Raw genomic sequence first — 23,654 nt, 5'->3', positions numbered from 1 at the left:
TAAAGCTGCAATTGTTTGTTAACCCTTAAGCGCAAGGTCTTCCCGAATAACTTCAGGATGGCGGAAAGCAATCTCGATAAGCGCTTTTGCAGGTCCAGAGGGTTTACGGCGGCCTTGCTCCCATTCTTGCAAGGTGCGCGGCGAAATATGCAGTACCTCAGCAAACTCAATCTGGGTTAGCCCAGTCTTGCCCCGCGCCTCTGCAACCTCGTTAGGCTCAACACGACTGGTTCGAGCCGCTTTGCCAGCCTTCATTTCTTTAACTGATTGGAGCAACTTGTTACCAAGTTCCTCTGCACTCAAGATCTCGTTATTCATTTTCCAGCACCTCACGAACTGACTTCAGGATATGCGCGGGTATGTTTTCCTTAACGGCTTTTTTGTAGATCACCAATAACCAGATCTCACCATTAGCCAACTTGGTGAAGTAGATGACTCTCACTCCACCGCGCTTCCCTGACCCCGCCACCGACCAACGAACCTTTCTACATCCACCACTGCCAGGAATGGGGTCACCAATCTCAGGATTAGCCGCTAACCAAGCGAAGAACGCATTTCGCTCCTCCTCGGTCCATATTTTTTTGGCATCCGCTTCGAATGTAGGGGTTTCGATGATAGTAAACATAACAACATTATACGTCATTGACGTATATTCGCAAGGCTGTGAGAGGAAGGGTTAATCGCGGCGCTCACCAGCGGAGCGGGCGGCAAGCTGTAAACTCGACGGCTGCGCAGTCTGGTGAAGTGCCTTGTTCCGGCGCAAGGCGACGGGACAAGGCCGAACGAAGTGAGCGCCGCGATTCCCGGCGGCGAAGCCGCCGGGAACGCTGCAAATCAGCCGACCGAAAAGCGCGCAGCGATTTTTGGGTCGGCTGGATTTGCCTTGTTAGGTTCTTTCTACAAGCATGTCCCGTAGATTCCACTGCCTTTGACGCACTGTCCACCAGGGCCACAGTCGGTATCAAAAGAGCAAGTATTGCCCCGCTTTCCTGTAACATCTAACGGGTCTCTTGCTGGTCTTCTATCATTTTGATTCCCCGGGTTAAGGCCACCTACACACCACCCATTGATTCCCCCTCCTGGTTTGTAGCATTGCGAGCCAACCCCACAATCGGTATCAAACTGGCAAGCAAGCGCAGGTACTGAGAAAAATAAAGCCAAGATGGCGCTAAGGATTTGGTCATAAATAACTTCCCTATTTTTGGAGGGTTCGGTTGCTCGATTGGCAGGTGTCGGCGGCAGGGAAAGCCGCCGTCAAGCCTACAAGGACGTATTCACGGCGTCCTGCCAGGCGAGTTACCGAACCCTCGACAAAGCTCATAACTCCAAGAAGTTATTTTTCGCGAAATCCTAATTATCAATTTCATGATTTTCTCCTTTTCGATTTTGTGAACCTAACGATAAGGGTAACTTGACGGCGAAAGCTTAGCGACGATAGGCGCGTAGCTTTTGCCGGTCAAGTTGACCCGCTGGTTAGGCGAATACCACCTTCAACCTTGAAATCTAAATAATCGCCCCAATTTCCATAAGGTTCAAGCGATTTTTCTTGTAACACTAATTGATCTTTTAGCCTACTAATTATGGAGATTTTCCTTATGAATCCTGGACAAATGTGGAAATACCATGGCAACCTTAACAGAATTATCGAAATGGATGAGGCTGGTTTAGGCGCAAATGCCATTGCTGGTGTATTTCAGGATAACAATATAAATATTGATGCTAACGATGTGCGTAGCTTACTTAAAACTCACGAAACCCTCGCTAAAAAAGCACTTCCAAAAAATGAGTCTAAAAAACTCATCGAACAAAATAAACTAAATAATTTTGTGACCGCGTAAAGCAATGGCGGGCAGATAAACTGCCCGCCTTTTTCATTTACCCTTGTCGGTATGCCTGAGTTGATTCACTTCCACAATTTGGACATTTTGCTGCATCCGCATGAGCATCATCTTCATGAGCTTGCTCCCACTCATGGCCACAGTCTTCACATACATGGTTGTATCCAATCATATTTTTTCCTCATTGTTTGAGCCTAAAATTAAGATTGTCAGACGCAAGGCTCGTGCACGCCTAACGGGTCAGATAAGGAGCGCCCAAGCGCCTGCTTGATCTGATTGATAGCGTTGCGTTTGATACTGTATGTCGTTTTGACATGCTCAAGCTCCTTATCTGACCCGATGGCTCCGCGAAGCGGAGCCATCGCCAACCGTAACCGGCGCATTTGTAGTGAGCGCAGCGAATGAAAAATGCGTCCGAGTTAACGGCATTGTTAGCGATTTCCTGATACAAGCTCTTCCGCCTTCTTCACCAAAAATACATTGAAATCTGGATGTTGAACAAAAGACTCGTAACCGCCTCTATCCTTAAAGCGCTGGACACTTGCCGATACTACTGAGTCGATCGTATATGTGTTGCGTCTTTTGCATGCACCATTTGCATATGCAACAACCCCATTTATTGAGGACTTATATTTTTGAACCTGTGACGATTCAATTCCAATATCTGTTATCATAGCGCTTAGAATTTCTCGCCAAGACCTATCGTCGTCAATTTCGTAGTGAATCTCGCTTGGCAACACCCACCAGTGGACTATTCCCCCGTTTAAAACTTTGTGGAAATATGAGGTAGCGTAGTCGTATGGGGTAACTGGAAATTCTCCACCCCTACCTAATGCACTAGCAATTGTACCGGGTGTTCTTCCTGAAAACTCAACCGAATCGTTTCTTTCGTAGGCGTAAACGATATTGGAGGGCATGAAGGCTGAAATTCGAATAGCAGACGCAAAAGGCGACACTTCACATTCTCTCGCCACCTTTCGATGTACTCTTGCTAAATCCGCCTCTTCGACCAATAGCTTCTCTATAAAACGATGCGGCATTAGAAGTTCTGCCGCGAAAGTATTGGCTTCTTCCTCAATCGCCCAATACCAATCTGCACCGCCAGCTTGCTCAGGGTCAATGTGATCAATAATTGTTCCAACATGCCAAGGAATGATTACATGTCCCAATTCATGCGCCATCGTAAATCTTTGCCTAGCTGCAGGCATGTTCTTATTAACGATAACCCTTGTTGTTTTCCCAATTACCTTAAGATTTAGGGAAATACCGTCAGCACCTTCAAACGGAATGTCTGCGAATTTGAGATCCGCATATTCCGAAACAAGCCTCTCAATGTCGATTGGTGGCTCCAGTTCGTATTTTTCCACTACTCGACGCGCAAAATTAGAAGCCGCACTCACAGCTAATTCCACATTCCTTCGCTTTTGAGCCATCGCATAAGCTTCAAGGCTTTATCCGGACCATCTGATCTAGCCGCAAGTGGTAACGTATCAGCTTCCTCGAGAAGAACAGATACATCTTTGCCAAAGTGATGGGCATTAATGATGTACGGCAATACATCTGGGTCTGCAACCCATAATGAATATTCTCTCTTGGTCATACCAAGAAAATGATGCAAAGAATCATCGCCCTCCTGTTCATGCCAAGAATCTACGAAATCATCAATGTCATCTTGGAGCGCTAAACCTGCGAGACATTGCTCAATGAAATTAGACATCGATTTTTCTCCCTTTAACTGGTTCTTTAATGATAGCTCCATGAATTGGATCGATCACGCCGAGGTGCCGCCCTCTCTTGTTAAAAACCTCGATCTCGCCGTGAAGATGACCCCACGTATAAATGCGTTTTCCATCGTGCGACCTCCAGCGGCGCTCGCCAGAGAATGCCCCCATGTATTCACAAGAATCTAAAAAAGATGGTTTTGGTATTGGCACTGGGGCCATTAACAACTCCTTTTCTTATTCGCTAACAAGTTATTATCTAGATCTGCATATCTTGTACACTAGACCAGCTGTTAAAGTCAATTTTTTCTAAAGCCCTTGTAGTTCTAAACCGGATAATATACATTTTTAGCATGATAACCAGATTCGGATAATTACAATGTTGAGTCTTCCCGATGAATTATCTCATCAGTTTAATGCAGAATTGGATCAAGGGCGGCACCCTGAGAATATCAAACACTTTTATCGAAAATGGCTTCGTTTCTATTGGGATTTTTGTCACAAATATCATCATGATCCTTTTCATCGCTCCAGCTTGCCGTTGTTTCTCGACAAACTCGACCAAAAAGGCCAATCGGCTCAACAACGAGAGCAGGCTCGGCAGGCTATTGTGCTGTTTTACCAATCAAAAGCAACCGCCGATGCCGAAGACGCCGAACTGCCTAGTAATGCAGTCCAAACCTTGCCGATACAAGCTCCGCCAATTCCGGATATTTCGCTTCAAAAAAAATCGCCTGATCCGAATCTCCCGCTTCATCGATCGCTGCCTTATGAACACTCGCGGCATTCGGCCGCCTCCAATAAAAGCCAACCCAATAATAATGTTGCTGAAAAACAAACCGGATGCAGTTGGGTTTTTGTCTTTGACAATCTGACTCGTGAAATCCAATTGCGCCATTATTCGCCGAAGACTTTGAAATCCTATCGCGGCTGGGCGCGCCGTTTGCAAGCGTTTACCCAAAGTAAAGATTACCGGAATTTGACGCAACAGGATGTCGTGGCGTTTTTGAGTGATCTTGCTGTCGAGAAGAAAGTGTCTGCGTCGACTCAAAATCAGGCATTCAATGCGTTGCTGTTTTTGTTTCAACACGTTTTGAAAAAGGATTTCGGCGAAATCAAAGGTGTCGCGCGAGCCAAACGCAAGCCTTATATTCCGGTGGTTCTATCTCGCGAAGAAGTCGAGTTGATTTTTGATCATCTCGACGATCCGGTCGATCTCGTCGCCAAACTGTTATACGGTAAGCGTCCAACGCCACCATCTAAAAATCCCTCGCAGCCACTGTTATCCTCAGGATTTTTCCACGAGGAGAGCACATGGCATTATCGGACAAACAGAAACATCACATCGAAGCCTGGCAAGCCAGCGGATTGACGAAATCAGCGTATTGCCGTCAGACGGGTTTGAACGTCAAAACCTTTGGCCGCTGGTGCCGATTGGCTCGGCAAGCGGTTGACGCCGATGCGCCGACATTGATACCGGTCCGGCTGCAACCGGAGCCGGCGGTCTCGGGTTCGTTGTCGTTACGTTGGCCGCAAGGCCACGTTTTAGAGCTGCCGGTCAGTGTATCGCCGCATTGGCTCGGGGAGTTGCTGCAATGTCTGGTTTGATTGAGAGTCCGGCGCAAATCTGGCTGGCGGTCGAGCCGGTCGATATGAGGCGGGGCATCGATGGCTTGTCGGCGATTGTCCAACAGCGCTTAGGACATGCGCCATGCGCCGGGGCAGCGTTTATTTTTCGCAATCGCGCCGGTAATCGTTTGAAAGTGTTGCTGTGGGACGGCAATGGCGTTTGGTTGTGTCAACGCCGTCTGCATCGAGGCTCGTTTACCTGGCCCAAGGCCTCCGAAACCGTATTTGCCCTGAGTCAGGCGCAGTGGCAATGGTTGATTGCCGGGGTCGATTGGCAGCGCTTATCGGCGTCATCGTCAGCCGATTGGCAAGTCTAAAAGGCCTGAAAAAAACACGTAAAAATTCGTAGAAACCCAGTTGAATCAAGTGCTTCAGAGGGCTTGATAGGGTATAATAAGCCCCATGAATCCACTGGCCGAACTCGATCAATTGAACCTGGAGCCCGCCGCGAAAAACCATGTCGCGGCGTTGCTGCAGGCGCTTCTTGATCAAGCTGCTCAGGACGCCAAAACCATTGAGGCTAAAGAAGCTGACATCCAGGCTAAAGACCTCAAAATCGGCGCCCTGACCTACGAATTGGCCTACTACAAGCGTATCCGCTTCAGCACCAAGAGCGAAGCGCTGGCACCACTGCAACGCGACGTGTTCGAGGAAACTCTCGATGCCGACATTGCCGCTATCGAAGCCGAGGTCGAGCAGCTTCAAGACGGCCCGGCGTGTGATACTGTGGTTCGCCCCAAACGTCCGCGCGCCGGCCGCCAGCCCTTACCGGATCATTTGCCCCGCATCGAGCACCGTCACGACCCCGAATCCTGCACTTGCGGTCAGTGCGGCAAGGACTTGGTCAAGATCGGCGAAGACGTCACCGAACAACTGGACGTCGAGCCGGCTAAATTCTTTGTCCATCGTCATATCCGCCCGCAATATGCCTGCCGAGCCTGTGAAACCGTCACGGCGGCGCCGATTCCTCCAGCCGTGATCGACGGCGGTATGGCGGCAGTCGGCTTGCTGACCTGGGTGCTGATCGGCAAATTCCTCGATCACTTGCCGTTGTACCGATTGGAACAGATCGCCGCCCGTAGCGGTGTGATCTTGTCCCGCTCGACACTGGCCGATTGGGTCGGACGCCTCGGCGTCGCCCTGGAGCCCTTGGCCGATCGTTTAACCTGGCACTTATTGCATCGCGATAGCTTGCATGCCGACGAAACCCCGGTTTCGCAACTGGATCCCGGCAACGGCAAAACCAAGAAAGCCTATTTATGGGCTTATCGCAGCAACGATTTGCAACCCGGCCCCAAGATCCTCGTCTTCGACTACCAAGCCGGCCGGAGTGGCCGGCATGCGCAGCAATTTCTACAAGGCTGGCACGGTCACCTGCTGGTCGATGACTACAGTGGCTACAAAGCCCTGTTTGCGACGGCGCGTGCGCATCCCGAATCATCTTGCCTACTCGAACCGTGTGTCGAATTGGCGTGCTGGGCGCATGTGCGCCGAAAATTCTTCGATCTGTATCAGGCCAATCAGAGCCCGATCGCGCAGGAGGCGTTAAATCGTATCGCGGTCTTATATGTGGTAGAAGCCGACGCGCGGGAACTGACATCCCGAGAGCGCCAAACCCTTCGGGCCGAAAAAAGCCTGCCGGCACTCACGGACTTACACGACTGGCTGCACCAAACCCGGTTGCGCACCGCACCGAATACCGCGACCGCCAAAGCCATCGATCACGCGTTAAAACGCTGGCCAGCCCTGACACGATATGCCGAAACTGGCGATTTACCCATAGACAACAACCCGGTAGAAAACGCCATCCGGCCCATTGCCCTGGGCAAAAAAAACTGGCTGTTCGCCGGATCCGAGCGTGCCGGTCAACGGGCCGCCGTCATCCAAACCCTGCTCGGCACTGCCAAACTCAATGGCCTCGATCCCGCCGCTTGGTTAAATGAAACCCTGGAAAAACTCCCTACCTGGCCCAATAGCCGGATCGACGAGCTGTTGCCTTTCGACCATCTGGATTAAATCATGCTCAGTTGAGTACGAATAGGTGGCTCGGCTGGACGCTTACGTTATACGGTTGCGGGCTGCGGCTTTTCGAGTGCTTGAATCTGCGTGTCCAATGTTTTAATTTCGATGCCGGTATTTTGACCGTTCATGACGGCAAAGGCCAAAAGGACCGCACGGTACCGTTACCGCAAACATTGGTACCGGCATTGAACAAACAGTTACGAAAAGTCGCGGATTTACATGAAGCCGATCTAAAAGCCAATTTTGCAGGGGTGTTCTTGCCGAACCAATTGAGTCATAAATATAAAAACGCCGCCAAGGAATTCATCTGGCAGTGGTTTTTTCCGCAACCGTCATTAACGCTCGTCACCGAAACCCAAGAACACAAACGCTATCATCTTCATGAGTCCATCGTACAAAAGGCGATCAAACGCGCGGTGAATGACGCCAAACTCACCAAGCGGGCGACAGCGCATACGTTACGGCATTCTTTCGCCAGTCATTTATTGGAGGCGAATTACGACATTCGCACGATTCAGGAGTTGCTTGGACATAGCGACGTGAGAACCACGATGATTTATACCCACACCGTTCAAAGCAGGACCTTGAAGCAAGCCAAAAGTCCGTTGGATTTTGATAACGAATAGTCGCGTTAGCTGGGTTAGCGTAAAGATCAGGATCAAGCTTTTCGGTTCAACACAAACCACCCCAGCAAAGGATCCCTCACTACCTCATTGCACCGGAAAATCGAAATACGTGTCGGGATAAGGCTCGTTCGCCAAGGTAAAATGCCACCATTCCTGAGGGTAATGAACGAATCCCTGTTTTTCCATAACCGTTTGCAATAGCATCCGGTGCGCTCGTTGCGTGGCCGTAGGTGTCTTAGCATAAGACCAGGACTCCGGGCCGAAATAATCAAAAAAGCCGCCCATATCCAGTTCTTCGCCATTGTCTAAGTCAACCAGCGTTAAATCAACCGTACTGCCTCGACTATGCGATGAACGTGCGGCAATGTAACCTTCTTCAATCAAGCTTGGCTTGTCCAGATGAGGATAATAAACGTCTTTCATAGCCACATCATCGGCATCTTGCGACCACCGCACAAAATTCCGAACGGCGCGCTGAGGCCGATAAGCATCAAAAATTTTCAATCCTAAATAAAATTTTGCCAACTCATTTTGCGCCGCCATCAACGCTTCGGCTGCTGCCTGAGTCAATAATGCGCATGGCCGATAATAACCTTCGATAGGCCTACCGATAAAGTTATCAGCGCTCGCATAACGAATGTCTAAACGGATAGAAGGAATAAGCGTATCGACATAAACAAAGTCTTCCCGTGCATGCGCATAAGCAGGATTAAATGTTTTCAGCGATAACAGCGCGAGCATTAATACTCCTGTTTTTCGAATATTCATAAAGTATCGTTTCTACATTAAAAAATGAATTCAGCAGGCAATTGCTCTGCCGTACTGATTTAAAGGCAGTCGCATCAATCACGAAGAGGGGAATCAATGCGTCAAGATTCATGGCTAAGGAACTGTTTAAAAAAAGCTATGTTCGCGTTAATAGTTGATACTTTATGAACTGAAAGCCAACATGAAATCCAAGGATACAACTTTTAGTAACTTTCCTTTTTCAATATCACGCCAATGGTTGAAAGGAGGGTACGGTTGCTCGATTGACAGGTGTCGGCAGCAGGGAGCTGCCGTCAAGCCTACATGGACGTATTCACGGCGTCCTGTCAAGCGAGTAATCGTACCCTCTGCTACGCTCAGTGTATCGGAAAGCAATCATTGGCTATTTCCTAATGGGTTTATTTAGAGTAGGAAAGAGGACCGTTTCAACTGCTAACGCGAACATAGCCTTAAAAAATACTCTCCGATTTTATCAGGTGCGTTACGCTATACTTTTGCACTTCAAATTTCGGTTTTTTAAAACCCTAACCCCAGCCCTCTCTTTCCCAATGTGGGTGAGGGATTAGAATGCCGAAATTTCATGTACGATGAGTATACTTAGCCAACGCAACTTCGATACCGTTTGTTGTTACCTTGCTCACTCGACTTCGAGATCGCGATCTGGGGATCGCTCCCACAAAACATCCGTCGCGACTTTCGGAGTCCTCGAAATGATGAAGCCTGATTGATTTCGTGCTCGCGTTCCTGGCCCCCCAAAAAAAACGGAGCCCGAGGGCTCCGTTTGCTTGACTTATTCTTCCGAGGTCACATTGATTTTTTTCGGCTGTACTGCTTCTTGTTTCGGAATCGTAATTTCCAAGACGCCGTTTTTCGATTTTGCCGAAATCGCATCGGCATTGGCGGTATCGGGCAAGCTGAAACGACGGTAGAAAGACCCGTAAGTCCGTTCGACTCGCTTATAACCTTCTTTTTCGGTCTTCGCTTCGGTCTTCTTTTCACCTTTGATCGTCAGAATGCCGTTTTCCATGCTGACTTCGATATCCTCAGGCTTAACGCCCGGGATATCGGCATGCAACACGAACTTATCGGTTTCTTCCTTGATGTCGACGGCAGGCGCCCATTCGGCGGTCGATATCGACCCTTCGCCGGTACCGCCTTCGCTCGCGCGCTCCAATTCTCTTTGCAGTTGACTCAATATGCCCCAGGGTTCGTAACGTGTGATAGCCATAAACACCTCCGAAATAATTGTTATCGATCAAATACTGAACAAACATCGATCAGTATCTGTTAAACAATATAGGGGTATTCAAAATTATTTCAAGCCACCCAAACCCGAGCATTCCTAAACATCCGCATCCAAGGACCGTATTCGCTCCAATCATCGGGATGCCACGAATTTTGCACGGTTCTGAAGCATCTTTCCGGATGCGGCATCATGATCGTAAAGCGGCCGTCCCGATTGGTCAGGCCGGTAATGCCCAATGGCGAACCGTTCGGATTGGCCGGAAATTGCGTGGTTTTTTCACCGAAATTATCGACGTAACACAAAGAGACCGCACCGCCTTCCATCGCTTCAAGCGGGCTGCCTGAAAACTCCGCCCGCCCCTCACCGTGCGCGATCACAACCGGCATTCTCGAACCGGCCATGCCGGTCAACAGAATGGACGGCGATTCTTGAACCTCGACCAGCGCGACGCGCGCCTCGAATTGCTCGGAATAGTTTCTCAAAAAACGAGGCCAGTGTTCGGCGCCCGGAATAATCTCCTTGAGCCCCGACATCATCTGACAACCGTTGCACACGCCAAGGCCGAAGGTGTCCTCGCGTTCGAAAAACGCCGCGAATTCATCGCGGGCGCGCGGATTGAACAGAATCGACTTGGCCCAACCGCCGCCGGCGCCGAGCACGTCGCCGTAAGAAAACCCGCCGCAAGCCGCAAGCCCCCTGAAATCCTTCAGGCTAACTCGACCGGCAATGATATCCGTCATGTGCACATCGACTGCAGCGAACCCAGCCCGATCGAACGCGGCGGCCATTTCGACATGACCGTTGACGCCCTGCTCGCGCAGAATCGCCACTCTCGGCTTCGACTTGCCGATAAACGGTGCGCAAATATCTTCGTTGCTATCGAAAGTTAACACGGCATTAAGGCCGGGATCATTATCGTCGCCGATCCGTTCGAATTGTTCGGATGCGCAATCAGGATTATCCCTTAACGCTTGCATTCGATAACTCAGCTCAGACCAGCAGCGCTGCAATTCGGCCCGAGAGGCCGAATAGAGTTCACGACCGGCATAGCTGACCTTTAAATCGGTTTGCTTCGTAACCGTACCGATTCGATGCACACACGCATCCAAACCGGCTTGCGCCAACAAGTCCATGACTTCGGCGCTATCGCTTTCCCTGACTTGTATAACCGCTCCAAGCTCTTCATTGAACAAGGCCGACAAGGCGTCCTTCCCTAACCCGGACAAATCCAAGTTCGTGCCGAGCCTTCCGGCGAACATCATTTCGACGATCGTAGCCAATAGACCGCCATCGGAACGGTCATGATAAGCCAGCAACTTGCTGCGGCTATTCAAGTCCTGAATCGCGTCGAAAAAGGCCTTGAATAACACAGCATCGTCCAAATCCGGACAACTATCGCCTAGTTGTTTAAAGACTTGCGCAAATACGGAGGCGCCCAAGCGGTTTTTTCCTTGCCCTAAGTCGATCAAAATCAATACCGAAGGTTCGTCGCGCAATTGCGGCGTCAAGGTTTTCTCTATATCAACTACCGGCGCGAACGCGGTTACGATCAACGATACCGGCGAGGTCATGGTTTTTTCGCGGCCGTCTTGTTGCCAAACAGTTTTCATCGACAACGAATCCTTGCCGACCGGAATCGCGATACCTAATGCCGGGCAAAGTTCCTTTCCGACCGCCTTGACCGTGTCGAACAACGCCGCATCCTGACCCGGACTGCCCGCCGCGGCCATCCAGTTGGCGGACAATTTGATATGGCCCAACGATCCGATACGTGCGGCGGCAAGATTGGTCAGCGCTTCACCGACCGCGATCCGGCCCGATGCCGGCGCGTCGATGATCGCCAACGGCGTTCTTTCGCCTATTGCCATCGCTTCGCCGGTCGACGCGAAAAAGCCCGAAGCGGTCACTGCGACATCGGCGACCGGCACTTGCCAAGGCCCGACCATTTGGTCGCGCGCAACTAAACCTGTAATCGAACGATCGCCGATATGGATCAAAAAGCTCTTATCGGCGACGGCCGGGAACGACAATACGCGCTTGATCGCTTCGTCAAGCTCAATGCCGGCTAGGTCCAACGGCGACAAATCAGGTTTGACATGCTCGACCGTTCGATGCATTTTCGGCGGCTTGCCGAACAACACCGACATCGGTAAATCGACCGGTCTGTCGCCGAACAAACGATCGTTCAGTTGCAAATGCTCTTCATCGGTTGCGTTGCCGATCACGGCATACAAGCAATGCTCCCGTTCGCAGAACGATTTAAACAATTCCAGCGACTCCGGCTTGATCGCGATAACATAACGCTCCTGCGCCTCGTTACACCATATCTGCATTGGCGACATGCCGCGATCGGCAATATTGACGTCGCGCAATTCGAAACGCCCGCCCCGAGCACAGTCGTGAACGATCTCCGGCACGGCATTCGATAGGCCGCCGGCACCGATGTCGTGTATCGAGACGATCGGCGTATCCTCGCCCAAGGCATTGCAATGATTGATGACTTCCTGACAACGGCGCTGCATTTCGGGATTTTCGCGTTGCACCGAGGCAAAATCCAGTTCCTCGGCAGCCTCGCCCGAAGTCTGCGATGAAGCGGCGCCGCCGCCCAAGCCGATCAGCATCGCAGGCCCTCCCAGGATGATGATCAACGACCCCGCCGGTATCGGTTGCTTCTCGACCAGCATTGGGCGAATATTGCCCATGCCGCCGGCAATCATGATCGGTTTGTGATAACCGTGGAACGCGTTGTCATCACCGCCCGGTGCAACTTGTTCGAAACTACGGAAATAACCGGCCAGATTCGGACGACCGAATTCATTATTGAATGCCGCACCGCCGATCGGCCCCTCCAGCATGATATCCAACGCCGAAGTTAGGCGACCCGGCTTGCCGTTATCGTCTTCCCACGGTTGCTCGTAACCTGGAACCCTTAAATGGGAAACGCTGAATCCGGTCAAACCGGCCTTGGTCGCAGAGCCTCGGCCGGTTGCGCCTTCATCGCGAATCTCCCCGCCCGAACCGGTCGCCGCGCCTGGATGCGGAGATATTGCAGTCGGGTGATTATGGGTTTCGACCTTCATCAAGATGTGCGCATCTTCATCGACATAGGCATATTCGCCGGTCAACGCATTGCGGATGAAAACCGACGTATTAGCGCCTTCCACAACAGAGGCGTTATCGCTATAAGCCGACAAAATACCTTCAGGGCTTTGTTCGGCGGTATGCCGAATCATTTTGAACAAAGATTCGGCTTGTTCGATACCGTCAATCGTCCAGGCAGCATTGAAAATCTTATGGCGGCAATGTTCCGAATTGGCTTGTGCGAACATCATCAACTCGACATCGGTTGGATTGCGCTCCAATGCTTGAAAACTTTCGGTCAAATAGTCGATTTCATCGGGGCTTAACGCCAACCCAAGCACAGTATTAGCTTTAACCAAAGCTTCGCTACCGGACTCAATTACCGGCACGGTCTGTAACGGTTTAGGCTCGTGATGTGCAAACAAAATCTCTTCACTGATCGATTCGCTGTTGACGACCGTTTGTGTCATTCGGTCATGCACAAGAGCCGAAATGCGATTTTGAATTTGATCGTCTAGTATGCCTTCGGAGAATATCGTATATTCAATTCCCCTTTCAATGCGACAAACAGCTTCCAAGCCGCAACGCTGTGCGATTTCGGTCGCTTTGCTGGACCAAGGAGAAACCGTGCCGGGCCGGGGAATCACCGTTAAGCGCAATCCGTCAAGAAACGATCCAGCCGTGCCGCTTCCATAAGCTAACAAACGGTTTAATAGCGTTTGCTCACTAGCGCTAATCGCACGTTCGAGCTCGACAAAATGGACATAACAAGCCGAAATACCATGGATGGCTGGCTCTATCTCTTGGAGACGGGCAAGTAATTTTTCTATGCGGAATGCGGATAGCGCGGATGTTCCTGGAATTTTTAACATGGGGAATCCGTTAAGAGAAATAGTTCATAAAAAAGTACAGATACAGTGTAGAGAGGACGTGGCAAACCTACTCCTTTTATACTGAAAATCGTTAGACTTTATTGAAGGTATGGGGGTGTGTCCAACGAGGATGTCGACAGTAGGAAGCTGATGTCACGCCTGCCAAAAGTCAGGTTCGAGGCGCCCTTTAATTAGGTACCCCGGTGGCCGAAATTTGACTAGTAAAGGGGAGAATCAACCTTGTACGTTTCCTGGCGTAAGCTGAAACCTAACCTACCATCGAAAACTGTCTATTGATCGGCTAGATCGTCTTCAATCGCTTGCTGAATCGTCAGCAACAAGGTTAGGCCATCACCGCTCGATACGGCTTTATTAGCCTCATCCCTCACCATGATATCGGTAAATTGTTCGTACTCGATTAGCCTTATGCGGTATTCTTTTTCGTTGGACCCGTATAGACCGAAAACGAACAGGATCTCATCCCAAAAGGAATCGTCGGTCACTCTCTGTTCTTCAGGATCGTACTGCACGATATAAGATGCCAGCGATCTGTCACGTGCAACGATTTCAATCGACTGTCTTGCCATAGCCTTACCGACGATACGCCAGGCTTTTCCGACGGGTTCATTAATCCTGAGCACGACTGCATCGGCAGTGGCGACCCGCTCGACCTGGGTGATCTTGTCGACGTCATCGACCACTTGAGTGGTATCGACATGCCTTAGATCGACTCTCGAATTTCTGACCGGTCTTTCTACTTTTTGAATAGCCAATTCCTTAGGCAACACCAATTCCGGTATTTCGGTTCTAAATTGGTAATCTTTTTCTTTATCGGGAAACCAGCTTTTGATCGTGCTACACCCGCTACCCGCCACGAAGGGCAGAACGATCAGGCATAGTAAAGCGGCAAAGATGCGCTTCATGAATTTCAAATCAACTCCGCCTGACGCATGGCAGCGCGCACCGGCTCATAACACTCTTCGGTCAGCCAAGTTAACGGCAAACGGATACCTTTTTGAATCATACCCATTTCCATCAATGCCCATTTAACCGGTATCGGATTCGATTGAATGAACAACTGCTTGTGCAATCCGGTTAATTTTGCATCGATGGCCAGGGCGGTCTCGCGATCGCCGTCAATCGCGGCGGTTATCATTTCATGGACCAATCTCGGCGCAACATTGCCGGTTACAGTGATCGTGCCATTACCGCCTAGTAAACAAAATTCACAGCTTGTCGCATCATCGCCGGTATACAACGCAAATTTGTCGCCGCATAAGTCGCGTAAGCGCTTAACCCTTTCCAATTTACCGGAAGCCTCCTTAATACCGACAATATTGTCGATAACAGACAAGCGAGCCACCGTTTCCGGCAGCATATCGCAAGCCGTGCGTCCCGGGACATTATAGAGAATTTGCGGAATATCGACCGCCTCGGCAACGACTTTAAAATGTAAATACAAACCTTCTTGTGTCGGTTTGTTGTAGTAAGGCGTCACCAGAAGACAGGCATCGGCACCGACTTCTTTCGCTCTATTCGTTAATTCGATCGCCTCTGTCGTCGAATTGGCGCCAGTCCCAGCGATGATTGGAATCCTGCCGCCGGCATAATCGACAACTGATTTAATAAAATCGCAATGCTCGTCTTCGTCGAGCGTTGCCGACTCGCCTGTCGTACCGACTGCAACAATCGAGTCCGTACCTTGATCGATATGAAATTCGATCAATTTTTTTAAGCTGTCCTTGTCAATCGAACCATTTTCCATCATCGGTGTAACCAGCGCTACGATACTGCCTTGAATCATCCCAATCTCTCGAACCTGTTAAGCAATTGTAAAAATACCGAGCATTATAACAAGCAAACAGACAAATCCCATCTTTTAAAATTAACAACCGCGCGTAATCAACTGCTGTAGCGTCTAGGCTTGGCGCCGCTGGATTATTACGCCTAGTCTTATCGAAAAGGCGTCTAATTTCCTAAAGACGGGGGATATGTTCGGCTAGGATGTAGCCTAGTGGCGATGCTCTCCCTTAGCGACGATACAGGTCACGGCCGCATCGCCAGTCACGTTGACGACCGTTCGAAGCATGTCCAAAAGCCGATCCACGCCTAAAATCAAGGCAATGCCCTCGACCGGCAGCCCGACTTGATTGAATACCATCGCCAGCATGATTAATCCGACGCCGGGCACGCCTGCCGTGCCGATCGATGCCAATATCGACATGCCGATCACGGTTAAATATTGCATCAAACCGAGTTCGATGCCGTAGACATTGGCGATAAATACTGTCGCGACGCCCTGCATAATCGCGGTACCGTCCATGTTGATCGTCGCACCAAGCGGGATCGTAAAAGCCGCGGTCGAGTTCGGCACGCCCAAATCGTGTTCAACGACACGCAAATTGACCGGAATCGTCGCATTGGAACTGGCCGTACTAAAGGCGAAGATATGCACCGGACGCATTTTTTTCATGAACTCCCATGGATTCATCCGCGTCATCAGCCATAACAGTAAACACAACGTAAGCGTAGTATGGAGAAACAAACTGGCGATAACCACCGAAAAATAACCCAGCATCGGCACGATCAAACCGATACCCTGTTCGGAAAAACTCTTCGCGATTAAACAAAAAACCCCGATCGGCGCAAATTCCATAACCAGCATCACGAGTTTCATCATGACTTCGTTCAATTGCTCGGCGGTTCTCAACAATTGGAAACCGACTTCGCCCGCCATCATCATCGCGATCGCAAAAAGAATCACAAAAAAGATGATCTGCAGCATATTACCTTCGGCGAACGCATTAACCGGATTGCTCGGCACGATCCCGATCAGCACTTCAGTCAAACCGGGCGCTTCGGGCGCGCTGAATTCAGTGGTATCGCCGCTACGTTCGAAATCGCGCCCAGGACCGACCGAAACGGCAAGCAACAAGGCCAAGGCAATCGCAAGGCCGGTCGTCAACAAATACAAACCAAAGGCTTTAATGCCGATACGACCTAGCGCTGCGATATCGCCGATGCCGCATACACCGCAAATCAGCGAAAAGCTGACCAACGGCACGACCAACATTTTCAAGGCATTGATAAACGACGCGCCGACCACATGAAACAAGCCGTCGACAAGATATTCCCGAATCGCACCATTATCATGTCCGAAAGCATTGATCGCGCTTCCTGCCAATAGCCCCAAGCACATCGCAATCAAAATTTTTGTGGTGATCGGCATTTTATTTTTCATGATTTACGCTCGACCTACCCACTTCCACCTAACCCTGTAAAAACGCTTTTTTAACCGCAAGTATCGCATTATCATCCAAATGCGAGGTTCTATCGTGTCGCCTACACAAAGCGCCTCGAAAACCTAAATAATCGGGTTTATGGCGTAACAAATCAGGCACATCCTCGGCTCTTAGTGACCCGGCAAGTCCGCATAACAGTCTGAGTTCATTGCATTTAGCTACAAACCCCGCAATCGCATCATCAGTCAACACATGAGGTAAGGAACCCGAACTTTTGTCCATCGTATCCAGCATTACACCCTTGAAACAGGCTTGTTTGAACGCGGCCACGTAATGTAATTCGGGTTCGCTATCGGCAAACATGACCCCGATTAACGCCAACCCGGCTTGAGCCAATGGCATCAATGCATCCAGCGTGCCTTGCCAATCGCCGCCGGGGAAAAAACCAATCTTGATATAATCGACTCCGGTCGCCGCCATATCCGCTACCGCGCTCACGATGACTTCCGGAATCATCGGTAAATCGCCGACCGTCGCGCTGATTGGGCATTGTCCATTGATTGCCTTGACGATGCGTGCAACCGTCATGGTATCCAGAGCACCCAACGCGCCTTGGGAAGGCTGCTTCAAGTCGACGATATCGACTTCGAAATTTAAGATCCTCAGCGCTTCATCGAGCTTGCTGACACTGGCGAGCATCCCGGTCATGCGTGCTTCTCTCGTTTGTGCTGTTCGATGACCGCCATTAACCAAGACCACGCCTCGAGCTCCTTCGGGCCGGCGGTTTTTTCGAGGCCGATTTTAAGATAGCCCAGTTCCGCATCGATTTTTTCTTGCGGCAACATACCCAGCCGACTGACCAAAATCGCCGCTTCCAAGACCGAATACTGGGCCCGGTTGAAACCCATGAATGGCGCATGGTTGACCGTATGAATAATTTTGCAAAACAGTTTCGGCCTCAAAGCATCTTCTTCGACACGGACCACTTCGACTTCGCTATGCGCCAATGCGCATGTCAAGACCTTACCGGGAATCTTCTCGGCCTCGATCAAAGGCCAATCGCGCCGCCCCGTCAAACAACCGGCAAACACCCTGACATCGTCGCAATAATTGATCACGGCATGGCCGCTGAACAAGAGATTGTCGAGCGTGGTCGACGGCCGAAACGGCAAAATAATCAACTCTTCATCGTGCCGATGAATACCCATTGGCGCAATATGCGCCCTGCCTTCTGAATTTTGTGTGGTGACTATCGTTTCTAAAATCATCGGTTTAATTTTTCTTTAGCGTCGTGCCGGCCGGTTTAAAGCTGTGCAAATCGACCGTCGGCTCGGATAGATCGGTCGCGCAGCCCCAGCTCAAGGCCTCGTCTTGATTGAAACGTTTGCCGAGTTGCCAGGCGATTTCGGCGCGCGCAAGTTCGACGCCTAAATAAAAGGCGTGACCGCCGTCGTTTTCAACGCCGAGTTTCGGATATAAATCAAACGGGTCTGTCGCCGAATGAAAACCGTCTCGGTTAAAAATATGCAGACCTTCGCGACTGGTTTGAATGCGGTAGCTCGGATCGGTGATCTCGCCGGCCAATTCTTTGATCTCATCGAGCGTATAGGGAAACGGCGAGGTTTCATGCAGCGCCATCAATCCCGAGTCGATATGCTTGGGTAACATATTATTTTGCTTGGCGGCATGCATGATGCGCCGCGCCAAATCGGCTTCCTTGACTGCCCGGCAAGCATGTTTGCTGACTTCAGTCGCCAGAATTGCGTTGATATCGAGTTCCGAGCAAATGCCCAATAAAAGCGCGTTCATGCCGACCGTGTCGGCATGCGTCAATTCGGTGATATTACCGACGCCCATCATAATCTCGATATCGGGATACTTTTGCCGTACCTGATGATAACGCACCACCGATTGCGTGAAACCGAAATGCAACGGGTCCAAGATAGGATCGACCAGGAACACGCGATTTTTAGCCTGCAGGGTTTCGATCGCTCGATCCAGCGATGCCAAGTCTTCATGAATTTCCGGAATCAGAATCGGCGTTGTTTCGACTTCATCGGCGACCCAGAGTGTTCCTTCATGCAGACTCAACATGAAATCGGCGCCGGCCTTGCCGCCTCTGAGCAAGTCGTCGGCTTCGAGCGAATCGATGCTAACCGTGAAGCCTTCCTGCTTTAATGTTCGGATAATGGCTTCCATATGCGGGAACGGCGTTCCCGGCAAACAACCGATATCGATCACATCGGCGCCGTGACGCCGGTAATAATGCGCCCGCTCGACGACCTCTTCGACTGAAACATTCGGCGCGTCGACGATTTCGGCAAAAATTTTCACGCGATAATCGCTAAGATCGGGCTTGTGCGCTTCCTTGCCGAAAAATAGGGGCAAGTCTTTTAACTCATCGGGGCCGCGCTCGACCGGTAAACCGAATTGTTGTATCACCTTGTCCAGATCCCCCCGGCATCTTCCGGGTAGGATCATTCGGTCGGCTTGATAAGTTTCCTTGAGACGACGGCAAATCATGTCCGTGGTCATCAACGCTGCGACTTTAATGCCCAACTGATGTACCGTATAGGTAAACTCCGGCTGCATTTTTTCCAGAATCTGGTGTAATTGTTTTTCGGCCAATTTTCCGGTCAAAAACAAGATGTGCTCGCTCATACCAGGCCCAACGTTTTCAGGCGCCGATTGACCGCTTCGCTTAATTCGTCGACGCTTTCGACGACTTGCGTATACGGAAAGGCGCGCAGTTTATCGGTCGCGTCCAAATCGACCGGGCGCGGATATACCATAACCTTCTTACCACCCGGCGCGGTGGTTTCCATTTCGGGTGCGATGTCGCATGGATAGACGATACTGGGGACGCGGCATTTGCCTGCTTGAGAATAAAGATTGGTCACCAGCGAATCGGCAATGCCCAATATGCATTTGGCTACGGTGTTTGAGGTCGTCGGCGCCATCACGAAACTATGATAATAACCGGTATAAAAACGACCGACCGGTGGCGACGAAGCGGCTTTATCGCGAAAAACCGGCATTCGGGCGCGAACCTCGTCAAGTTTAATGCCGTACATCTTTAAAACCTCCTCGCCCGCTTGGCTCAAGTAAAGATCGACATCGTCCAATGTCATCAAAAATTCCAGACACTCTTCGATATAATGCCCGGAGCCGGTGACGGCCCAAGCTAAACGCGGTTTATCCATTTATTCGATCAAAATTGAAATAGTCCGTTATTATACCCGATCATCAAAGACCACTTCAAATACCGCCGAAATTTTATTTATGTTTAACACGATAGAAAAACCGCTGATCATGGGCATTTTAAATGTCACGCCTGACAGCTTTTCCGACGGCGGGCGACATTACCGCCTAGATAACGCATTGGAGCAATGCCGCAAGATGCTCGCCGAAGGCGCCGACATCATCGATATCGGCGGCGAATCGACCCGCCCCGGCTCCGATCCGGTGAGCGCCTCGCAACAAATCGAACGCGTAGTGCCTGTCATCGAAGCCATCCGAAAACATCTTGCTTCGGATAGCCTGATCAGTATCGATACGACTCAGAGCTCGGTCGCCGAAGCAGCACTGTCGGCCGGCGCCGATATCATCAACGATATATCGGCGGGCGAAGACGACGCCATGATTTTTGATTTAGCCGCAAAACGTCAGATTCCGATTATTCTGATGCACAAACAAGGCTCCCCCAAAACGATGCAGGATCAGCCTCATTACCTAGATGTAGTAGGCGAAGTGCTGAATCATTTGATGAAGCGTATCAATCAAGCAATCGGACAAGGCGTTGATCGAAGCAATATTGCGATCGACCCCGGCATCGGTTTCGGTAAACGCAAACAAGACAATCTGGATTTATTGGCACATTTGGATCGCTTCGTCGAAAGCGGCTATCCGGTTTTGCTGGGCACTAGCCGTAAGCGCTTCATGGGTTCTATTTTGGATGTCGCCGAGCCCACCGAGTTGATCACCGCCACAGCCGTCACCACGGCATTGGGCGTCATGGCCGGCGTCAAGCTATTCCGCGTCCACGATATCAAAGAAAATAGGCAGGCGGTCGACGTCGCCTGGGCGATCAAACAACGGAGATTACCAATCAAGCCATGACGCCAACTACTGACCTCATAAGCGCCAACTTAGCGCTCATTCTATGGTGCATTTGCCGCTTTATGAAAAACAACACCGGTTCCGAGGAGGGTGCGGTTGCTCGACCGACAGGCGTCGGCGGCAGGGATAGCCGCCGCCGAGCCTACATGGACGTATTCACGGCGTCCTGTCGGGCGAGTGACCGCACCCACCACAGTTTGCACTTTCATTTGCCTGGCGATTGCTGGGCCTTCATGAACGTTACTTAAGTTGGCGCCAATGACTACTGACCTTGGCAAGCCGTCTCTTAGGCTATAGAAGCATGCTTTATGACTTGAAAAACATGCCGGTAAGAGCGCTCAGCCTCAATTTTGCAATGACACCAAGAGCTCCGATTGGGCCTGAATCGCTTCTTCCTCTTCTCCAGGCGACAATTGCACATATTGGCCGTCCGACTGTAACAGCCATGCTTGACAATTATCTTTTAAATATAACTCTAAGTCGCTTCTAACCCGTTGATGTAATCGTTTATTTTCTATCGGAAAGCCAGTCTCGACTCTTTTGAACATATTGCGCCCCATCATATCGGCGCTGGCAACATAGATTTCCGGATTACCGTCGTTTTCAAATGCATAAACACGGGTATGCTCGAGGAATCGGCCGATAATAGACCGAACTTCAATGTTTTCGGAAACCCCTGGAATGCCGGGTTTTAGACAACAAATACCCCTGACAATCAAATGGATTTTCACACCGGCCTGCGAGGCCCGATACAAGGCTTTGGTCAACTGTTGTTCGACTACCGCGTTAACTTTAATAATAATTCCGGACGGCTTTCCCGCTTGAGCATGATTAATTTCGCGCTCAATTTTTTCGATCAAACCACTATGCAGCGTAAAAGGCGATTGCAATAACTTATTCAGTTTGGTTACTTTACCGAGACTGGTCAATTGCGCGAATACGCGGCGAACGTCTTCGCCAAGCTCCTTGTCGCAGGAAAACAAGCCATAATCGGTATAAAGCAATGCTGTTTTGGGGTGATAGTTACCGCTACCGAGATGCACATAATTACGCAGTTTCTTGCCCTCCTTACGCAATACCAGACACATTTTGGCATGTGTTTTATATCCCACGACTCCATAAACGACATGCACGGCCGCTTCCTGTAGCTTTGCAGCCAAATTAATATTGGCTTTTTCATCGAACCGGGCGCGCAGTTCGATCACTACAGTAACCTCCTTACCGGCCCGGGCCGCTTTTACCAATGCGCCAACAATCGGCGAATCCGCACCGGTGCGATACAACGTCTGCTTGATCGCCAATACATCGGAATCGGAGGCAGCCTGCTTCAAAAATTCGACGACAGGTAAAAACGATTCGAACGGATGATGCAAAAGAATGTCTTGCTTTTCGATCGCGGCGAAAATATCTTTATTTCGAGCCAATTGCGACGGAATAGCCGGTTTGAAAGGCGTAAATTTCAGCTCAGGCCGCTCCACATGATTGATGATTGCCTGCAAGCGGTTTAGATTGACCGGGCCATCGACCAAATACAGGCGATCAGGCGTCAATTCGAAACGGGCCATGAGGAAATTGACGGTTTCTTCAGGGCAATTCGAAGCAATCTCAAGCCTGACTTCATCGCCGTAATTGCGCATCGCCAATTCACCTTCGACCGCAAGCAATAAATCGTCTATCGCATCGTCATCGACAAAGAAATCGCTATTACGGGTCACCCGAAACTGATAGCAGCCTTTGACATTCATGCCATTGAACAATTGATCGACAAAGGCGTGAATGATCGACGACAAAAACACAAAATCGTGATGCCCGCTTCCGGTCGCATCGGGTGGCAATTGAATGATCCTCGGCAGGGCTCGTGGTGCTTGCAAAACCGCCCGACCGCTATTGCGGCCGAAGGCATCCTTACCGGTCAACGAAATGATGAAATTCAAACTTTTGTTGAGAATTCGCGGAAACGGATGCGCCGAATCCAAGCCGACCGGCGTTAAAATCGGCAGCAATTCTTCGTTAAAATAATTCTCCAACCATTTGAGCTGTTTAGCGGTCCATTCCGTCCGCCGGATAAAATGAATATTTTCCTCTGCCAAGGCCGGCAACAAGATGTCATTCAAGACCCGATACTGATCCTCGACTAGATCATGCGCCTTGGCCGAAATCCTTTCGAGTTGCTCATGCGGCGACAAACCGTCGACGCCGATGGCTTTAGGGTCCATTTCAGCCATTTGCAAAAGACTCGCGACCCGGACTTCGAAAAACTCGTCGAGATTCGAGCAGGAAATGCATAAATAATTTAGCCGCTCCAGTAACGGAACACGGAAATCTTTGGCTTGCGCCAAGACTCTTTGATTGAATTCGAGCAGACTGAGCTCGCGATTGAGATACAAATCATAACTATCGAGATTAATCGCCTCGCCTATTTCGTTTTCTTTTTCCATACAACTAATTTCCGTAATAGAATTTTGTTAATTTGCCTAACGATATTGAGTG

At 50.2% G+C, this 23,654-nt stretch carries 26 protein-coding genes; 8 read left to right on the top strand and 18 right to left on the bottom strand.

Annotated elements, in window-relative coordinates; genetic code table 11:
- Positions 1-18: 18 nt before the first annotated feature.
- A complete protein-coding gene (locus ACINK7_RS09240) occupies positions 19-318 on the bottom strand; it encodes a helix-turn-helix domain-containing protein (RefSeq protein ID WP_404361065.1) in 300 nt (99 codons plus the stop codon).
- Positions 311-625, bottom strand: coding sequence for a transcriptional regulator (locus ACINK7_RS09235; RefSeq protein WP_404361064.1), 315 nt, complete (start codon positions 623-625; stop codon positions 311-313). The genes ACINK7_RS09240 and ACINK7_RS09235 overlap by 8 nt, the downstream gene beginning before the upstream one ends.
- A 970-nt stretch (positions 626-1,595) precedes the next feature.
- On the opposite strand from ACINK7_RS09235, the gene ACINK7_RS09230 reads away from it, so the two are divergent.
- The gene (locus ACINK7_RS09230; protein ID WP_404361063.1) at positions 1,596-1,838 is read left to right on the top strand and encodes a hypothetical protein; all 243 of its coding nucleotides are present in this window, start codon (positions 1,596-1,598) and stop codon (positions 1,836-1,838) included.
- A 37-nt stretch (positions 1,839-1,875) separates the two neighbouring features.
- Here ACINK7_RS09230 and ACINK7_RS09225 read toward each other — a convergent pair whose 3' ends face one another.
- The 5 genes from ACINK7_RS09225 to ACINK7_RS09205 are packed head-to-tail and all read right to left on the bottom strand — an operon-like array spanning position 1,876 to position 3,781.
- The gene (locus tag ACINK7_RS09225; RefSeq protein ID WP_404361062.1) at positions 1,876-2,010 is read right to left on the bottom strand and encodes an FmdB family zinc ribbon protein; all 135 of its coding nucleotides are present in this window, start codon (positions 2,008-2,010) and stop codon (positions 1,876-1,878) included.
- Positions 2,011-2,047: 37 nt separating this feature from the next.
- A complete protein-coding gene (locus ACINK7_RS09220; RefSeq protein ID WP_404361061.1) occupies positions 2,048-2,221 on the bottom strand; it encodes a hypothetical protein in 174 nt (57 codons plus the stop codon).
- A gap of 48 nt (positions 2,222-2,269) precedes the next feature.
- The gene (locus ACINK7_RS09215; protein WP_404361060.1) at positions 2,270-3,271 is read right to left on the bottom strand and encodes an ImmA/IrrE family metallo-endopeptidase; all 1,002 of its coding nucleotides are present in this window, start codon (positions 3,269-3,271) and stop codon (positions 2,270-2,272) included.
- Positions 3,241-3,555 (bottom strand): hypothetical protein, encoded by a 315-nt coding sequence (locus ACINK7_RS09210; RefSeq protein ID WP_404361058.1) that lies wholly within the window; start codon positions 3,553-3,555, stop codon positions 3,241-3,243. The genes ACINK7_RS09215 and ACINK7_RS09210 overlap by 31 nt, the downstream gene beginning before the upstream one ends.
- Positions 3,548-3,781, bottom strand: coding sequence for a colicin E3/pyocin S6 family cytotoxin (locus tag ACINK7_RS09205; RefSeq protein ID WP_404361057.1), 234 nt, complete (start codon positions 3,779-3,781; stop codon positions 3,548-3,550). The genes ACINK7_RS09210 and ACINK7_RS09205 overlap by 8 nt, the downstream gene beginning before the upstream one ends.
- Positions 3,782-3,938: 157 nt before the next feature.
- On the opposite strand from ACINK7_RS09205, the gene ACINK7_RS09200 reads away from it, so the two are divergent.
- From ACINK7_RS09200 to ACINK7_RS09180, 5 genes are all read left to right on the top strand, one after another.
- Positions 3,939-4,931 carry a site-specific integrase gene (locus tag ACINK7_RS09200; RefSeq protein WP_404361055.1) on the top strand — a complete coding sequence of 331 codons (993 nt, stop codon included), beginning with the start codon at positions 3,939-3,941 and terminating at the stop codon, positions 4,929-4,931.
- On the top strand, positions 4,874-5,167 hold the full coding sequence (gene tnpA, locus ACINK7_RS09195) for an IS66 family insertion sequence element accessory protein TnpA (protein WP_404355498.1): 294 nt from the start codon (positions 4,874-4,876) through the stop codon (positions 5,165-5,167). Before ACINK7_RS09200 ends, tnpA begins: the two co-directional genes overlap by 58 nt.
- Positions 5,155-5,505 carry an IS66 family insertion sequence element accessory protein TnpB gene (gene tnpB / locus ACINK7_RS09190; protein WP_404355496.1) on the top strand — a complete coding sequence of 117 codons (351 nt, stop codon included), beginning with the start codon at positions 5,155-5,157 and terminating at the stop codon, positions 5,503-5,505. Before tnpA ends, tnpB begins: the two co-directional genes overlap by 13 nt.
- 85 nt (positions 5,506-5,590) lie before the next feature.
- Complete coding sequence (tnpC, locus tag ACINK7_RS09185) at positions 5,591-7,204, top strand: IS66 family transposase (RefSeq protein WP_404355494.1); 1,614 nt, start codon at positions 5,591-5,593, stop codon at positions 7,202-7,204.
- A gap of 11 nt (positions 7,205-7,215) precedes the next feature.
- Complete coding sequence (locus ACINK7_RS09180; protein WP_404361054.1) at positions 7,216-7,836, top strand: tyrosine-type recombinase/integrase; 621 nt, start codon at positions 7,216-7,218, stop codon at positions 7,834-7,836.
- Positions 7,837-7,920: 84 nt separating this feature from the next.
- On the opposite strand, the gene ACINK7_RS09175 is transcribed toward ACINK7_RS09180, so the two are convergent.
- The 10 genes from ACINK7_RS09175 to ACINK7_RS09130 form a co-directional block, all read right to left on the bottom strand.
- Positions 7,921-8,604 (bottom strand): M15 family metallopeptidase, encoded by a 684-nt coding sequence (locus ACINK7_RS09175; protein ID WP_404361053.1) that lies wholly within the window; start codon positions 8,602-8,604, stop codon positions 7,921-7,923.
- 790 nt (positions 8,605-9,394) lie between these two features.
- Positions 9,395-9,832, bottom strand: coding sequence for an Hsp20/alpha crystallin family protein (locus tag ACINK7_RS09170; protein ID WP_404361052.1), 438 nt, complete (start codon positions 9,830-9,832; stop codon positions 9,395-9,397).
- 89 nt (positions 9,833-9,921) lie between these two features.
- Positions 9,922-13,803 (bottom strand): phosphoribosylformylglycinamidine synthase, encoded by a 3,882-nt coding sequence (gene purL / locus ACINK7_RS09165; RefSeq protein WP_404361050.1) that lies wholly within the window; start codon positions 13,801-13,803, stop codon positions 9,922-9,924.
- Positions 13,804-14,093: 290 nt separating this feature from the next.
- Positions 14,094-14,726, bottom strand: coding sequence for an outer membrane protein assembly factor BamC (gene bamC / locus ACINK7_RS09160; protein WP_404361430.1), 633 nt, complete (start codon positions 14,724-14,726; stop codon positions 14,094-14,096).
- Positions 14,727-14,731: 5 nt separating this feature from the next.
- Complete coding sequence (gene dapA / locus ACINK7_RS09155; RefSeq protein WP_404361049.1) at positions 14,732-15,607, bottom strand: 4-hydroxy-tetrahydrodipicolinate synthase; 876 nt, start codon at positions 15,605-15,607, stop codon at positions 14,732-14,734.
- Positions 15,608-15,814: 207 nt separating this feature from the next.
- A complete protein-coding gene (locus ACINK7_RS09150) occupies positions 15,815-17,044 on the bottom strand; it encodes a dicarboxylate/amino acid:cation symporter (RefSeq protein WP_404361048.1) in 1,230 nt (409 codons plus the stop codon).
- A 28-nt stretch (positions 17,045-17,072) separates the two neighbouring features.
- The gene (locus ACINK7_RS09145) at positions 17,073-17,804 is read right to left on the bottom strand and encodes a (5-formylfuran-3-yl)methyl phosphate synthase (protein WP_404361047.1); all 732 of its coding nucleotides are present in this window, start codon (positions 17,802-17,804) and stop codon (positions 17,073-17,075) included.
- Positions 17,750-18,313 carry a DUF447 domain-containing protein gene (locus ACINK7_RS09140; protein WP_404361046.1) on the bottom strand — a complete coding sequence of 188 codons (564 nt, stop codon included), beginning with the start codon at positions 18,311-18,313 and terminating at the stop codon, positions 17,750-17,752. Before ACINK7_RS09140 ends, ACINK7_RS09145 begins: the two co-directional genes overlap by 55 nt.
- Before the next feature lie 4 nt (positions 18,314-18,317).
- Positions 18,318-19,706 (bottom strand): DUF6513 domain-containing protein, encoded by a 1,389-nt coding sequence (locus tag ACINK7_RS09135; protein WP_404361045.1) that lies wholly within the window; start codon positions 19,704-19,706, stop codon positions 18,318-18,320.
- Positions 19,703-20,248, bottom strand: coding sequence for a flavoprotein (locus ACINK7_RS09130; RefSeq protein WP_125219246.1), 546 nt, complete (start codon positions 20,246-20,248; stop codon positions 19,703-19,705). The genes ACINK7_RS09135 and ACINK7_RS09130 overlap by 4 nt, the downstream gene beginning before the upstream one ends.
- Before the next feature lie 79 nt (positions 20,249-20,327).
- Between ACINK7_RS09130 and folP the strand changes: the two genes are divergently transcribed.
- Both folP and ACINK7_RS09120 read left to right on the top strand, forming a co-directional pair.
- Positions 20,328-21,164, top strand: a complete 837-nt coding sequence (gene folP, locus ACINK7_RS09125) for a dihydropteroate synthase (RefSeq protein ID WP_404361044.1) — start codon at positions 20,328-20,330, stop codon at positions 21,162-21,164.
- 62 nt (positions 21,165-21,226) lie between these two features.
- Positions 21,227-21,412 (top strand): hypothetical protein, encoded by a 186-nt coding sequence (locus ACINK7_RS09120; protein WP_404361042.1) that lies wholly within the window; start codon positions 21,227-21,229, stop codon positions 21,410-21,412.
- Between the two features lie 96 nt (positions 21,413-21,508).
- Here the strand turns inward: ACINK7_RS09120 and ppk1 are convergent, their stop codons facing one another.
- Positions 21,509-23,602 carry a polyphosphate kinase 1 gene (ppk1, locus tag ACINK7_RS09115; protein ID WP_404361041.1) on the bottom strand — a complete coding sequence of 698 codons (2,094 nt, stop codon included), beginning with the start codon at positions 23,600-23,602 and terminating at the stop codon, positions 21,509-21,511.
- Positions 23,603-23,654 lie beyond the last annotated feature (52 nt).

It is taken from the genome of Methylotuvimicrobium sp. KM1 (genome assembly GCF_044788715.1).
In the GTDB taxonomy this organism is placed as follows: domain Bacteria; phylum Pseudomonadota; class Gammaproteobacteria; order Methylococcales; family Methylomonadaceae; genus Methylotuvimicrobium.
Note: the sequence above shows the minus strand (reverse complement) of the source record. Positions and strands in the feature narration are given on the sequence as shown.

Bases quoted from the DNA above. Each gene is read 5' to 3' on its own strand.
- ACINK7_RS09240 (WP_404361065.1), bottom strand. From the start codon at position 318: ATGAATAACGAGATCTTGAGTGCAGAGGAACTTGGTAACAAGTTGCTC.
- ACINK7_RS09235 (WP_404361064.1), bottom strand. From the start codon at position 625: ATGTTTACTATCATCGAAACCCCTACATTCGAAGCGGATGCCAAAAAA.
- ACINK7_RS09230 (WP_404361063.1), top strand. From the start codon at position 1,596: ATGAATCCTGGACAAATGTGGAAATACCATGGCAACCTTAACAGAATT.
- ACINK7_RS09225 (WP_404361062.1), bottom strand. From the start codon at position 2,010: ATGATTGGATACAACCATGTATGTGAAGACTGTGGCCATGAGTGGGAG.
- ACINK7_RS09220 (WP_404361061.1), bottom strand. From the start codon at position 2,221: ATGCGCCGGTTACGGTTGGCGATGGCTCCGCTTCGCGGAGCCATCGGG.
- ACINK7_RS09215 (WP_404361060.1), bottom strand. From the start codon at position 3,271: ATGGCTCAAAAGCGAAGGAATGTGGAATTAGCTGTGAGTGCGGCTTCT.
- ACINK7_RS09210 (WP_404361058.1), bottom strand. From the start codon at position 3,555: ATGTCTAATTTCATTGAGCAATGTCTCGCAGGTTTAGCGCTCCAAGAT.
- ACINK7_RS09205 (WP_404361057.1), bottom strand. From the start codon at position 3,781: ATGGCCCCAGTGCCAATACCAAAACCATCTTTTTTAGATTCTTGTGAA.
- ACINK7_RS09200 (WP_404361055.1), top strand. From the start codon at position 3,939: ATGTTGAGTCTTCCCGATGAATTATCTCATCAGTTTAATGCAGAATTG.
- tnpA (WP_404355498.1), top strand. From the start codon at position 4,874: ATGGCATTATCGGACAAACAGAAACATCACATCGAAGCCTGGCAAGCC.
- tnpB (WP_404355496.1), top strand. From the start codon at position 5,155: ATGTCTGGTTTGATTGAGAGTCCGGCGCAAATCTGGCTGGCGGTCGAG.
- tnpC (WP_404355494.1), top strand. From the start codon at position 5,591: ATGAATCCACTGGCCGAACTCGATCAATTGAACCTGGAGCCCGCCGCG.
- ACINK7_RS09175 (WP_404361053.1), bottom strand. From the start codon at position 8,604: ATGAATATTCGAAAAACAGGAGTATTAATGCTCGCGCTGTTATCGCTG.
- ACINK7_RS09170 (WP_404361052.1), bottom strand. From the start codon at position 9,832: ATGGCTATCACACGTTACGAACCCTGGGGCATATTGAGTCAACTGCAA.
- purL (WP_404361050.1), bottom strand. From the start codon at position 13,803: ATGTTAAAAATTCCAGGAACATCCGCGCTATCCGCATTCCGCATAGAA.
- bamC (WP_404361430.1), bottom strand. From the start codon at position 14,726: ATGAAGCGCATCTTTGCCGCTTTACTATGCCTGATCGTTCTGCCCTTC.
- dapA (WP_404361049.1), bottom strand. From the start codon at position 15,607: ATGATTCAAGGCAGTATCGTAGCGCTGGTTACACCGATGATGGAAAAT.
- ACINK7_RS09150 (WP_404361048.1), bottom strand. From the start codon at position 17,044: ATGAAAAATAAAATGCCGATCACCACAAAAATTTTGATTGCGATGTGC.
- ACINK7_RS09140 (WP_404361046.1), bottom strand. From the start codon at position 18,313: ATGATTTTAGAAACGATAGTCACCACACAAAATTCAGAAGGCAGGGCG.
- ACINK7_RS09135 (WP_404361045.1), bottom strand. From the start codon at position 19,706: ATGAGCGAGCACATCTTGTTTTTGACCGGAAAATTGGCCGAAAAACAA.
- ACINK7_RS09130 (WP_125219246.1), bottom strand. From the start codon at position 20,248: ATGGATAAACCGCGTTTAGCTTGGGCCGTCACCGGCTCCGGGCATTAT.
- folP (WP_404361044.1), top strand. From the start codon at position 20,328: ATGTTTAACACGATAGAAAAACCGCTGATCATGGGCATTTTAAATGTC.
- ACINK7_RS09120 (WP_404361042.1), top strand. From the start codon at position 21,227: ATGAAAAACAACACCGGTTCCGAGGAGGGTGCGGTTGCTCGACCGACA.
- ppk1 (WP_404361041.1), bottom strand. From the start codon at position 23,602: ATGGAAAAAGAAAACGAAATAGGCGAGGCGATTAATCTCGATAGTTAT.